10 protein-coding genes, 1 tRNA gene and 1 pseudogene are annotated in these 13062 nt (G+C 67.0%); 5 read left to right on the top strand and 7 right to left on the bottom strand.

The annotated features are described in order from the left end of the window. Positions 1-280: 280 nt before the first annotated feature. Both argG and G3N94_RS21490 read left to right on the top strand, forming a co-directional pair. The gene (argG, locus tag G3N94_RS21495; RefSeq protein WP_205794582.1) at positions 281-1618 is read left to right on the top strand and encodes an argininosuccinate synthase; all 1338 of its coding nucleotides are present in this window, start codon (positions 281-283) and stop codon (positions 1616-1618) included. A gap of 477 nt (positions 1619-2095) precedes the next feature. Further along, entirely contained in the window at positions 2096-3508 is a 1413-nt protein-coding gene (locus G3N94_RS21490; protein ID WP_205794581.1) for a discoidin domain-containing protein, read from the top strand. A gap of 171 nt (positions 3509-3679) precedes the next feature. On the opposite strand, the pseudogene G3N94_RS21485 reads toward G3N94_RS21490, so the two are convergent. The 3 genes and pseudogenes from G3N94_RS21485 to G3N94_RS21475 form a co-directional block, all read right to left on the bottom strand. Then, positions 3680-4021 (bottom strand): annotated as a pseudogene (locus G3N94_RS21485) (nuclear transport factor 2 family protein); the annotation flags it as partial. Between the two features lie 12 nt (positions 4022-4033). After that, positions 4034-5344: an MFS transporter gene (locus G3N94_RS21480; protein ID WP_205794580.1), complete on the bottom strand. Its 1311-nt coding sequence runs from the start codon at positions 5342-5344 to the stop codon at positions 4034-4036. Between the two features lie 94 nt (positions 5345-5438). After that, positions 5439-6521 (bottom strand): tartrate dehydrogenase, encoded by a 1083-nt coding sequence (locus G3N94_RS21475; protein WP_205794579.1) that lies wholly within the window; start codon positions 6519-6521, stop codon positions 5439-5441. 108 nt (positions 6522-6629) lie between these two features. Here G3N94_RS21475 and G3N94_RS21470 point away from each other — a divergent pair, with 108 nt between their 5' ends. Then, positions 6630-7550 carry a LysR substrate-binding domain-containing protein gene (locus tag G3N94_RS21470; RefSeq protein ID WP_205794578.1) on the top strand — a complete coding sequence of 307 codons (921 nt, stop codon included), beginning with the start codon at positions 6630-6632 and terminating at the stop codon, positions 7548-7550. A 58-nt stretch (positions 7551-7608) separates the two neighbouring features. On the opposite strand, the gene G3N94_RS21465 is transcribed toward G3N94_RS21470, so the two are convergent. From G3N94_RS21465 to G3N94_RS21455, 3 genes are all read right to left on the bottom strand, one after another. Next, complete coding sequence (locus G3N94_RS21465) at positions 7609-8694, bottom strand: LysR family transcriptional regulator (protein WP_205794577.1); 1086 nt, start codon at positions 8692-8694, stop codon at positions 7609-7611. Positions 8695-8802: 108 nt separating this feature from the next. Then, positions 8803-9222 (bottom strand): ATP--cob(I)alamin adenosyltransferase, encoded by a 420-nt coding sequence (locus G3N94_RS21460; RefSeq protein WP_205794576.1) that lies wholly within the window; start codon positions 9220-9222, stop codon positions 8803-8805. A 100-nt stretch (positions 9223-9322) separates the two neighbouring features. Next, positions 9323-10129: a helix-turn-helix transcriptional regulator gene (locus G3N94_RS21455; RefSeq protein WP_205794575.1), complete on the bottom strand. Its 807-nt coding sequence runs from the start codon at positions 10127-10129 to the stop codon at positions 9323-9325. A 161-nt stretch (positions 10130-10290) separates the two neighbouring features. On the opposite strand from G3N94_RS21455, the gene G3N94_RS21450 reads away from it, so the two are divergent. Then, positions 10291-10917, top strand: a complete 627-nt coding sequence (locus tag G3N94_RS21450) for a LysE family translocator (RefSeq protein WP_205794574.1) — start codon at positions 10291-10293, stop codon at positions 10915-10917. A 27-nt stretch (positions 10918-10944) separates the two neighbouring features. Here the strand turns inward: G3N94_RS21450 and rtcR are convergent, their stop codons facing one another. After that, positions 10945-12564: an RNA repair transcriptional activator RtcR gene (gene rtcR / locus G3N94_RS21445; protein WP_205794573.1), complete on the bottom strand. Its 1620-nt coding sequence runs from the start codon at positions 12562-12564 to the stop codon at positions 10945-10947. 336 nt (positions 12565-12900) lie between these two features. On the opposite strand from rtcR, the gene G3N94_RS21440 reads away from it, so the two are divergent. Beyond that, positions 12901-12974: transfer RNA gene (locus G3N94_RS21440), tRNA-Cys, on the top strand. Positions 12975-13062 lie beyond the last annotated feature (88 nt).

The raw sequence follows: 13062 nt of genomic DNA, 5'->3' as shown, positions 1-13062 counted from the left end.
CCGAGGTGGACGAGCCGAGGGCAGGACGTCCAGCAATATATATGGGCCGGCGGTACGGGCCGATTGGGCGCCGACAAGCTTTCAATTTCATGACGCAGTCGATTCGTCAGCCGAAAATCGGCCGCCGCCTGCGCTCGCCAACCGGCCCGCAAGCCCGCCCGGCGGCCCGGCACGTGGCCGCCGGGCCGAAATCAACCCTTGCCCCAACTTCCCGGACAGCCGATACTCGCATATTCCGCGAAATACGATCCCTCCCGGACTTCAATCCACGGTAATTCCTATGAGCACGATTCTCGAAAGCCTCCCGACCGGCCAGAAGGTTGGTATCGCCTTCTCCGGCGGCCTGGACACCAGCGCCGCGCTGCACTGGATGAAACTCAAGGGCGCCGTCCCGTACGCATACACGGCGAACCTCGGCCAGCCCGACGAAGACGACTACGATTCGATCCCGAAGCGCGCGATGGAATACGGCGCAGCCGGTGCGCGCCTGATCGACTGCCGCGCGCAGCTCGTAGCCGAAGGCATCGCGGCGCTGCAGAGCGGCGCGTTCCACATCACGACGGCCGGCGTCACGTACTTCAACACGACGCCGATCGGCCGCGCCGTCACGGGCACGATGCTGGTCGCCGCGATGAAGGAAGACGGCGTCAACATCTGGGGCGACGGCAGCACGTACAAGGGCAACGACATCGAGCGCTTCTACCGCTACGGCCTGCTCGTGAACCCGGACCTGAAGATCTACAAGCCGTGGCTCGACCAGACGTTCATCGACGAACTCGGCGGCCGCTCGGAAATGTCCGAATTCATGCGCCAGGCGGGCTTCGCATACAAGATGTCGGCCGAGAAGGCGTATTCGACCGACTCGAACCTGCTCGGCGCGACGCACGAGGCGAAGGATCTGGAAAGCCTCGAGAGCGGCATCAAGATCGTGAACCCGATCATGGGCGTCGCGTTCTGGCGCGACGACGTGAAGATCGCCGCCGAAGAAGTGACGGTGCGCTTCGAGGCCGGCCAGCCGGTCGCGCTGAACGGCGTCGAGTTCAAGGATCAGGTCGAGCTGCTGCTCGAAGCGAACCGCATCGGCGGCCGCCACGGCCTCGGCATGAGCGACCAGATCGAGAACCGCATCATCGAGGCGAAGAGCCGCGGCATCTACGAAGCCCCGGGCCTCGCGCTGCTGTACATTGCTTATGAGCGTCTCGTCACGGGCATCCACAACGAAGACACGATCGAGCAGTACCGCGAGAACGGCCGCCGCCTCGGCCGCCTGCTGTACCAGGGCCGCTGGTTCGATCCGCAGGCGATCATGCTGCGCGAAACGGCGCAACGCTGGGTCGCGCGCGCGATCACCGGCGAAGTAAAGATCGAACTGCGCCGCGGCAATGACTACTCGATCCTGAGCACGAAGTCGCCGAACCTCACGTACCAGCCGGAACGCCTGTCGATGGAGAAGGTCGCGTCGACGTTCTCGCCGCGCGACCGGATCGGCCAGCTCACGATGCGCAACCTCGACATCACCGATACGCGCGACAAGCTGCGCGTGTACACGCAGGTCGGGCTGCTGACGCCGGGTGAATCGTCGGCGCTGCCGCAAATCAAGGACGACGGCGACAAGTAAGCCGTCTTTCCCCACGGCCGGGCGGCGCAGGTCATGCGCTGCCCGCGCCGGGCAGGCTGCGCGCGTGTTCGTTGCGCGCGCAGCCTGCCGGTCTCTCCTCCCCTTTTTTCCTTCCGCCGCCGAATGTCGGCTCCGATCACCGTCGGACGTCGCTTCAAGACCGGTCGTCGCACCGCATTTTTCGGCAGTATTTACCGCTTGCGAGCCGATTCGGCGAGATGCCGTCACGAACGGCCTCTAATCGCCCAATCGACGCGCGCACGGTTACTTCACACTGGTAGCGATACAGATCCGGAAGGTTTCGGTTGGCGGCTGCCAAGGACATGGCCGCAGGCTTCCGTCAGGTTCATCGAGGATTACCGGCGAACGCGGCAACGATGGCCGCGTTCGGTCATGCGGCATCGATCGGCGTAACACGCGAAGACACGTTCGGACATCCTGCCTACCCACACGCCGAATTATTACGGATGACTAATCGTGAAAGCGAAATCCATCGTCGTGAGCCTGGTGGCCGGTCTCGCCCTCACCCTGTTCGGCAATGTCGCCAACGCAGCCTGCATCTCCGATCCGCCGGCCCAGCCCGACGCGTCGTTTCCGAGCGCGCTGACGGGCAAGCTCGTCTATCACAGCTATGTGTCCTACGGTGACGGCACGAGCCAGCTGTTCCTGTACGACTTCTCGGCGCGCACGCTGACCCAGTTGAGCAAGAGCGCATGGGGCATCACCGATCCGATGAATGCGGTGTTCAGCCCCGATGGCACATGGATCGCGTTCATGGGCATCAGCAACGGTGCGTGGAACGTGTTCATGTATCAGCTCGGCAGCAGCAAAGCGCCGGTCAACATGACGAACAGCACGGGCGCCACCCGCAACGAAGACCCGAAGTTCAGCGCGGACGGCAAGACCCTCGTGTTCAAGCAGAACGGCGACGTCAAGCAGGCCACGCTGTCGTATACGAGCGCAGGCCCGGTGTTCACGTCGGTCGTGAGCCTGACGCACGCGCCGGCCGGCGCCGAATACTCGATGCCGTTTCTCGCGCCGGACGCCAGCGCCGTCTACTACGCAACCGGCACCGGCGCGAACATGGGCCTGATGAAGCGCACGATCGCGACCGGCGTGACGGCCGTGTTCGACCATCCGTCAGGACTGCAGACCTACTATCCGATCGTGCGCGCGGACGGTACGGTGTTCTATGCGCGCTGGAAGGACACGAGCCAGCTCGACCAGATCTATGCGAAGACGGCCGACCCGGCGTCGACACCGAACCAGTTGCCGATCAACGACTGCATCAGCAACAACTCCGATCCGGCGCCGGTCAGCGGCACGAACTACCTGTTCTTCTCGTCGACGACCGCCGGCGGCTATCAGCTCTACGTGGGCGACATCACGACCGGCCAGCGCTGGAGCCTGTCGCAGTTCGGCGTGAACGCCGACACGACGAAGGCCAAGCTCGGCTCGAGCTACTACGGCGGCCCGGCCGCGAAGCAGATCACGCTGCTGTCGCAAGGGCATCCGGCGGCCGCGTCGGCCAGCTACAACGCGTCGCTGACAGCGGACAAGGCGTTCGACGGCAACACCACCAGCACACGCTGGGATTCGCCGGAAGGCACCGGCGTCGATCCGCAATGGCTATCCGTCGATCTCGGCGCCGTGAAGACCATCGATCACGTCGATCTCTACTGGGACGCCGGCGCGCTCGTCTATCAGATCCAGACGTCGAACGACAACGTGAACTGGACGACCCTCTACTCGACGAGTAACGGCGTCGCGTGGGGCCACGTGACGCTGCCGAACCTCAACGGCCGCGGCCGCTACGTGCGGATGTACGGCACGAAGCGCGCGACGCCGTGGGGCTACTCGCTCGACGAAATGCAGGTGTGGGGATCGTAAGCGGCTGACGCCGCCGTTGATGCCAATGATCGGCGTTGCGCTCGCGCGTGTGTTGCCCGACGCGCGTTTCATCGACGGTAACGACCTTGACGCGCCCGAAGCGGCGCGCGAAGGTCAACAACGCATGCAACGGATGCGCGATTGCGCGTCTGACTGTATCCGGGCGGCCGCTCAGGCGGCGTAGTGAGCGAATGCCTTCAGCACGCGCTGATCGGCGCCGAAGTGAAAGACCTCCACCGCAGGCCGCCCATTCGCGCCCAGATAATGAATGGCGATGCTGCGCACACCCACCAGCACCGAGACGAGCTCGAAACGCAGATCCGGAATGAGTTGCAGCGCCTTCGACCAGTACGCGCCGACCGCGTCCTTGCCGCGCAGACATCCGCTCGGCTCTTCCGCGATCCGGGCGATCATCGGCGAATGCATTTCGAACGCGTCGTCGTAATGCGAAAGGATGCGATCGAGATCGTGTGCGTTCCACGCGTCGACCCACTCCCGGGCAAAATGCTGCGACGCGCGCCGGCATCACTGATGATGCCGCACCCCCGACACGATCTCCTGCTGCGACGCCTTGCGGCTCAGCAGCAGCGTCATGACAGCCGACAGCGCGAGCGTCCCCGCGACGACGTACAGCCCCGCCGCATACCCGCCCGTCACGCTCTTCAGCCAGCCGATCGCGAACGGCCCGACGAACCCGCCGAGGTTGCCGATCGAGTTGATCATCGCGATCCCCGCGGCCGCGCCGGCCCCCGACAGGAACATGCTCGGCATCGCCCACAGCGGCGCCTTCGCCGCGCTGATGCCGATGTTGACGACGACGAGCGCGAGCACGGTCAGCAGCGCGGTGCTCGCCTGCCCCGCGAAGATGAAGCCGATGCACGCTAGCACGCACGGAATCACGACGTGCCACGTGCGCTCGTCGGTGCGATCCGAGTGCCGCGCCCAGGCGATCATCGCGACGACCGCCGCGACGCTCGGAATCCCGGTGAGCAAGCCCGTCTGCAACGCGCTGAAGCCGAACTGCCGGACCATCAGCGGCGCCCACAGGCCGAGCGTATACAACCCCGCCGACGTGCCGAAGTAGATCAGCGCGAGCGCCAGCACGCGCGGGTCGCGCAGCGCCTGCCACGCACCCGCTGTGTGCCCCGCATGCGCATGCCGCGCATCGGCTTCGGCCTTCAGCTTCGCGATCAGCCAGTCGCGCTCGTCCGGTTGCAGCCACGCCGCCTGCGACGGCGCATCGGTCAGGCGCTTCAGCACGACGAAGCCGAGCACGATCGCCGGCAGCGCCTCGAGGAGGTACAGCATCTGCCAGTCCGCGAGCCCGAACATCGGCGGCAGCTGCATGATCGCGCCCGACAGCGGCGAACCGATCGCGGTCGAGATCGGCGCGGCCGCCATGAACCACGCGGCGGCCACCGCGCGCTGCTTCGCGGGGAACCACAGGCTCAGGTACAGGATGATGCCGGGAAAGAAGCCCGCCTCGGCGACGCCGAGCAGGAAGCGCAGCACATAGAAGCTCGTCGGGCCGGCCGCGAACGCGGACACGGCCGACACGAGGCCCCACGTGATCATCACGCGCGCGATCCAGATCCGCGCGCCGACGCGATGCAGGATCAGGTTGGACGGCACTTCGAACAGGAAGTAGCCGACGAAGAACAGTCCGCCGCCGAGCCCGAACGCGGTCGGCGACAGGCCGATCGCGTGGTTCATCGTCATCGCGGCGAAGCCGACGTTGACCCGGTCCAGAAAGCTGACGAAGTACAGCAGCATCACGAACGGAATGATGCGCGCCATCAGTTTCCGTGCGACGCGGGATTCCAGGTTGGCCTGCATGTGTCTCCTCCTTCGAGGTCGAGCTGTGCTCTGTCTGTATGTGCTGTCACCGATGCATCGAAACGCTAGACGCTTCGCACTGCCAACCTCTATGTCAGGCCGCCACCACCGCGCTCGCGACGCGCTCGCACACCGCCGCCGTCACCTGCGCGGTCGTGGCGTTGCCGCCGAGATCACGCGTGTGCAGCGACGGATCGGCCGTGACGGCTTCGATCGCGTGCATCACGTGCGCGGCCGCTTCCGTTTCGCCGAGATGCTCGAGCAGCATCACGACCGACCAGAACGTACCGATCGGATTCGCGAGCCCCTTGCCCATGATGTCGAACGCGGAACCGTGGATCGGCTCGAACATCGACGGATAGCGGCGCTCCGGGTCGATGTTGCCGGTCGGTGCGATGCCGAGGCTGCCTGCGAGCGCGGCCGCGAGATCGCTCAGGATATCCGCGTGCAGGTTCGTCGCGACGATCGTGTCGAGCGTCGCCGGACGATTGACCATCCGCGCGGTGGCCGCATCGACGAGTTCCTTGTCCCACTTCACGTCGGGGAATTCCTGCGCGACCTCTTTCGCGATCTCGTCCCACATCACCATCGCGTGACGCTGCGCGTTGCTCTTCGTGATCACCGTCAGCAGCTTGCGCGGCCGCGACTGCGCGAGCCGGAACGCGAAGCGCATGATGCGTTCGACGCCGGCGCGCGTGAGGATCGACACATCGGTCGCGATCTCCAGCGAATGGCCCTGGTGCACGCGGCCGCCAACGCCCGAATACTCGCCTTCCGAGTTCTCGCGGACGATCACCCAGTCGAGGTCCGCCGGCTTGCAGCGCTTCAGCGGCGCGTCGATGCCGGGCAGGATGCGCGTCGGGCGCACGTTCGCGTACTGGTCGAGGCCCTGGCAGATCTTCAGGCGCAGGCCCCACAGCGTGACGTGGTCGGGCACGTCCGGATCGCCGGCCGAACCGAACAGGATCGCGTCCTTGCCGCGCAGCGCAGCGAGGCCGTCGGCGGGCATCATCACGCCGTGCTCGCGGTAGTAGTCGGCGCCCCAGTCGAAATTCTCGAACTCGAACGCGAACCGCCGGCTGCCGCGCGCGAGCGCTTCCAGCACCTGCGTGCCGGCCGGCACGACCTCCTTGCCGATGCCGTCGCCGGGAATCGTTGCGATGCGGTACGTCTTCATGTGTCCATCCTCGAATGAGCGTGATCGTGAGCGCACTGTACTCAACTTCGAGCGCCGTAACCGGTGCTAAACTCAAAGCATCTTTAACCTGAATTCACAAGTGAACCGATGGTGGATGCGGTCCAGCCGGCCGATCTCGGCTTCTTTTCGACGCTCGCCGCGTCGGGCAGCCTGAGCGCCGCCGCGCGCGAGCTCGGGCTTACCGCGGCGGCCGTCAGCAAGCGACTCACGCTGATGGAGCAGCGCGCGGGCGTGACACTCGTGAACCGCACGACGCGGCGGATGATGTTGACGCCCGAGGGCGAGGTTTACCTGGAATACGCGCGCCGGATCCTCGACCAGGTGGGCGAGCTCGGCGAGCTGCTCGGCAATGCGAAGCAAACGCCGAAGGGGCTGCTGCGCGTGAACGCGACGCTCGGCTTCGGGCGCAGCCACGTCGGGCCGGCGATCTCGCGCTTTGTCGCGCGCTATCCGGAGGTCGCGGTGCAATTGCAGCTGTCGGTGATGCCGCCGCCGCTCACCGACGACGCATTCGACGTCTGTATCCGCTTCGGCGAGCCGCCTGATACGCGGGTCGTCGCGCGGCGGCTCGCGCCGAACCGCCGGCTGCTGTGCGCGGCGCCCGCGTACCTCGCGAAGCACGGCACGCCGGCCACGCCGCGCGACCTGACGCAACACAACTGCATCGGCATCCGGCAGGGCGATGAAAGTTACGGGGTGTGGCGGTTGACGAGCGGCCGCGGCGCGGCGCGCAAGACCGAAGCGGTGCGCATCAACGGCAACCTGACCACCAACGACGGGGAAATCGCCGTCAAATGGGCGCTCGACGGGCACGGGGTCCTGATGCGCGCGGAATGGGACATCGACGACTATCTCGCCGACGGCCGCCTCGTCGTCGTGCTGCCCGACTACGAAACGCCGGGCGCGGACATCTATGCGGTCTATGCGCAGCGCCATCAGATGTCCACGCGAATTCGCACGTTCGTCGATTTTCTCGCGGCCGAGCTCGGCCGGTTGCGAACGGCGTAGTCGACTGCCACATCGGGCCGTCGGTCGCCACGCGCCCCCTCTGCCGATGCATGCGGTTTCAGGTCGCGTCAGCCAGCGCCGCGGGCTGCGCATCGTCGGCATCGGCGCGCGCAGCGCAAGCGACGGGCGCGCGCCGCGAGGCAAGCCTCTCCACCGCCATCCGCACGACGTCCGGCTTCCTGGCGCTGTCCGGCACGACCGGTGCCGGCTGCCACGCTTTCGCGGCGAACATGCCGGCGCGATCCCGCGCGAGCTCGTCGAACCGTTGCGCGAGCCAGTCGACGAACGCGCGCACGCCGGGCGACACATGCCTGCGCTTCATATAGACGGCCGACACGGGCGCCGCCGTCGGTTTCCATTGCGGCAGCACCTCCCGCAGCCGTCCCGCATCGAGCAGCGGCTGCGCGACGATGCGGGACGGCTGAATCAGGCCGAGCCCATGCACCCCGCACGTCAGATACGCGTGTTCGTCGTGCACGCTGACGCCCGCGTCCAGCCTGACCTTGCGCACGCGGCCGTCGATCGTGAAATCGAATTCGGCCAGGCGATGGCTCGCGACCGTCGGCCCGTTGACCGCGCGATGCGCGGCGAGCTCGTCGAGCGTGCGCGGCATGCCATGGCATTCGAGGTACGCGGGGCTCGCGCAGGTCACGCGCTCGAGCGTGCCGAGCAGGCGCGCGACCAGCGACGAATCGGGCAGCGCGCCGAGCCGGATGCTGCAGTCGACGGCATTGCCGACGAGATCGGCCGCGCGGCCCGATACGCCGATCGCGAGCGCCAGATCGGGATGCCGTGCATGAAACGCGCCCAGCGCCGGCAGCACGATCGCCTCCGCCACCGAGCCCGGCAGCTCGACGCGCAGCGGCCCGCTCGGGTGCCGCGCGGCATGCCGGATGCTGGCCTCGAGCTCGTCGACGTCCACCGTGATCTGTTGGCAGCGCGTGTAATACGCTTCGCCTTCCGGCGTCGTGCGCAGCGCGCGGGTCGTGCGGATCAGCAGCGGCGTGCCGAGCGCCGCTTCGAGCTCCTGCACGGTCCGGGTCGCAGTCGCGCGCGAAATGCCGAGCGACTGCGCTGCGCGCGTGAAGCTGTTCATCTCGACGATGCGCGTGTAGATGCGCATCGCGCGAATCGGATTGTCCACGGGGATATCCTTCCGGGTTGCCGCCGGCCGCGACGCGCTCGCACGCGCCGCGCCGGCGTATCAAGGAAGGCCGCGCCGGCGCGCGCAACGATGCGCCGGCGCGACGGTTCAGCCGTTCGCCGTCCCGGCGCCGCGCGCCGGTTCGGCGAGCAGTTGCCGCGCCTGTGCAAGCGCGTCGTCGCGATTCTCCGCCACGTTCAGCGGATAGCCCCAGACCTTCTCGAACGTGTCGGCAAACGCAGCGATCGCCGCTCGCAATTGCACGTCGGGCTCTATCGCGATCATCGCGGGAATCCATTCGCGCGACCGCGCACGGTTGGCCTTGCTCCACAGCGTGAGCTGCTTGCGCACCTCGTGATCCTCGGACTCGCGATTCCCGGCGGCCGGCACGTCGTCGGTCAGGATCACGAAGCGCTCGCGTCGCGCCAGCAGCGCGTCGAGTTCGGCGAGCATGGCCATGGGATCGCTCTGCCGCGAGCGCGTGTAATGCATCCAGACAAACGGGAATTCAGTTGTGACGATCTGCATGTCGATCTCCAGACAAGAACGATTCTCATTCTAGAGAGCAGACCCGGGCGCGTCATGTTTCGCGCCGGCCAAGCGCTTTTTCAATTTGGCCACGATGCATTCAGCGCCGCCGGTCCGTCAGGTATCGCATCGGCGACTTGCCGGTCGCTTTGCGGAACATCGTCACGAAACTGCTCGCGCTCTCGTAGCCGAGGTCGATGGCGACCTCGTGCACGCGGCGGCCCGCCGTCAGCATCTGCAGCGACAGCGCGACGTGCAGCCGCCGGCGCCAGTCGCCGAGGCTCATCCCGAGCTCCTTCGCCGCGAGGCGCGTCAGGCTGCGCTCGCTGATGCCGGCCTGCCGTGCGAGCTCGCCGAGCGGCGACTTGTCGGCCGGATCGGCGAGCAGGTGGTCGACCAGCTTGCGCAGCCGGCGGTCGGCCGGCATCGGCAGGTACAGATCCTCGACCGGCGCGGACACCAGCTCATCGAGCAGCGTCGCCATCAGGCGCCCCTGTGGCCCGCCGACGTCGTACAGGTTCGGGAATCCGGCCGCCTTCAGCAGCAGTTCGCGCAGCAGCGGCGACACCCCGAGCGTGCAGCAGCGCGCGGGGAGATCGAGCGCGGCATCGGGATCGACCAGCACGCAGTAGAACGACGCGCCGGCCGAGCCGCGCGCCGAATGCAGTACGTCGCCCGGAATCCACACCATGCATTGCGGCGGCGCGCTCCAGACGCCGCCGTCGATCTCGCAATAGATGACGCCGCTCAACGTATAGAGCAGTTGCGCCTTGCGATGGCTGTGCGGTTCGAACTGCCACTCAGGCTCGACGATCGAGCCGCCGAACAGCACGAGCGGACGCGGAACGTGATCGACGTCGGCGAGCGACGACGGGTCGGCGCCGACGACACGGGGCAGGTTGGACATGTGACGGTAAGCAGTGAAGGAACCGGCGCGCGACGCGTGATCCGGTTCGGCGTGTCGTCCCGTGCTTATACCAGAAAGCGGCCCGCGCGGCCGGATCGGCGCCTGCGGGCCCGCGCAGGACCGACTACAATGCCCCGATCCGCCGCACAACCGGAGCCGCCATGTTCGATCCGACCACGCTGACCACCTTCATCGCCGTCGTGCTGGGCCTGTTCCTGATCCCCGGCCCTGCCGTGCTGCTCGTGCTGAGCCGTACCGTGCAGGCCGGCCGCAAGACCGGCATCCTGACCGGCCTCGGCATCGCGAGCGGCGATTTCATCCATACGCTGTTCGCGGCGGTCGGGCTGTCCGCGCTGCTGATGACGTCGGCGCTCGCGTTCAACATCGTCAAGCTGATCGGCGCCGCCTACCTGATCTATCTCGGCGTGCGCGCGCTGCTCGACAAGCCGTCCGATCCGTCGCTGCCGAAGGTGTCGTCCGTCACGCCACTCACGGCCTACCTGCAGGCAATCCCCGCCGAAGTGCTGAACCCGAAGACCGCGCTGTTCTTCCTCGCGTTCATGCCGCAGTTCGTGCACCCGGAACGCGGCCCGGCGTTCGTGCAGTTCGCGGTGCTCGGGCTGATCTTCGTCGTGCTCAGTTCGCTCTATACGACGCTGATCGCGCTGTCGATCCGCCCGCTCGGCCGCCTCGTGAAGCGCCTGTCGTGGCTCACGCGCTGGCAAGGCAAGATCGTCGGCGTGATCTTCATTTCGCTCGGGTTGAAGGTGGCCACGCAGCAGCGGTAAACGCCGAAACGGTGCGCGCGATATCGCTTACCGCGTGCCGTCCAGCGCCTGCCGCACCCCGTCCCAGTCCAGCCCGAACCGCGCGAGATACTTGCGCAGCCGGTCCGCGTCGTTCGGCTGCTTCTTGCCCTGCCGTGACACCGCGAACAGCGTGCGCCCCGCCTCCGACAAGCTCGCCGACACGCGACACACGTCGAGCACGCGTTCGAGCTGCACGCGATCGAACAGGTCGAGTTCCGCCGCACGCATGCCCAGCGCCGCATCGACCAGCTCGCCCGACGTGCTCGTATCGTCCGCTGCCGACCACGTGCGCGCGAGCCGCTCGACTTCCTGTTCGGCAATCGCGTCGGTGATACGCCCCGCATCGGCGAGCGTCGCCATCCGCGTGACCGACGCCGACAGCTCGCGGAAATTGCCGGCCCAGGCCGCGCGCGGCGACGCCGCGAACGCGAGGTAGCGCCGCTTCGCCTCGACGTTGAACCGCACCTGTTCACCCTGCTCGCGGCCGAAGCGGTCGAGCTCGAAATCGAGGTTCGGCTCGATGTCCTCACGCCGCTCGGCGAGCCCCGGCAGCTCATAGGTCCACAGGTTGATCCGCGCATACAAGTCCTCGCGGAACGTGCCGGCCGCCACCATCTGCCGCAGGTCGCGGTGCGTGCCCGCGATCAGCTCGAAGTCGCTGGTTGCCTCGACGTCCGCGCCGACCGGCAGGAACCGCTTCTCCTCGATCGCCTTCAGCAGCATCGCCTGTTCGTCGAGCCCCAGTTCCCCGATCTCGTCGAGAAACAGCAGCCCGCCGTCCGCCGCACGCAGCAGCCCCGCGCGCGCGCTCTGCGCGCCGGTGAACGCACCCTTCACGTGACCGAACAGCGTCGACATCGCCGCATCGCCGCGCAGCGTCGCGCAATTGATCTCGATGAACGGCCCGGCGAGCCGATGACGGCCGCGCTTCAGCTCGTACACGCGCTTCGCGAGGAACGACTTGCCGGCGCCGGTCGGCCCGACGAGCAGCATCGGCGCGCGCGAGCGCACGGCCACGCGTTCGAGCTGCTCGATCAGCGCATTGAAGCGCGCGTTGCGCGTCGCGATGCCGGCCTTCAGGAACGACACCGTCTCGTCGCGCTCGCGCGTGAAGCGCTGTGCGATCCGGTTGTAGCGCGACAGGTCGAGATCGATCACCGACACCGTGCCGGGCCCGCTCGGCCCCTCGTCGGTTCGCTGCGGCGGCCCGGTCTGCACGAGCCGCGCGGGCAGGTAGCGCGCCTCCGCGAGCAGGAACCAGCAGATCTGCGCGACGTGCGTGCCGGTCGTGATGTGGATCAGGTAATCCTCGTGGTCGAGGTCGAACGGATACGCACGCGCGTAATCGTGCAGCGTCGCGTAGACCTCCTCGAAATCCCACGGATCGTGGATCGCGATCGGCGTGAGCCGAACGTCGGTGTGCGGCGACACCTGCGCGAGATCCTCCTTCACGCGGTTCGCAAGGCGCTCGTAGCTCGGCGGATGCAGCAGTTCGAGCCGGTCGATCGGCAGGTCCGGCTGCTCGCACAATGACATCGTCGGCCGCCACTTGCGCCAGCGGCGCGGTGCGCGGCCGCCCTGGTCGAGCACGATGCCAAGGAAGCCGATCGCGACGGTCTTGCGCATGTTTATCCAGATTTATAAACAGTGATCCGATCGTATCAGATTTTGGTCATTCTTCAGCGCACACCGGACCCGAATAACCCCGTCCTCGAACAAACATTTCTTTTCAATATCAATGGGTTGAAAAATTTATCGGCACATGGACGAGCCGCTGGCACGCTCCTCGCTGAATAGAAAGCGCCGGATGTCCCGCTGGCCCGCGAGCCAAGGTTCGCAAGCCTTGCTGGTGCGCGGCCGCCGAACCCCGTTCGTCGCGGCCGCGCATGCCGCCATGGACAGACGAAGGCACTGGGCGCGCGTGGAGCGCCTCGTCCGGGTTCGATTCCCGGGGCGTCCACCTGTTCGATAGCTCATTCAGGAAGAGCAGTCGGCCACAAACCGACGGGTAGCGGGTTCGAATCCCGCTCGAACGCTGTCCGCAAGGACAGTCTCGTAACGCAAGGCAGTACCCGCCGGCGCGGGCCGCGAGGCCCGCCGCGCGTCGGACCGGTCGCGGCTCCA

The sequence above is a fragment of the Burkholderia sp. Ac-20353 genome (assembly GCF_017104785.1).
In the GTDB taxonomy this organism is placed as follows: domain Bacteria; phylum Pseudomonadota; class Gammaproteobacteria; order Burkholderiales; family Burkholderiaceae; genus Burkholderia.
The sequence above is the reverse complement of the archived record's forward strand: the minus strand, read 5'-3'. Positions and strand labels throughout refer to the sequence as shown.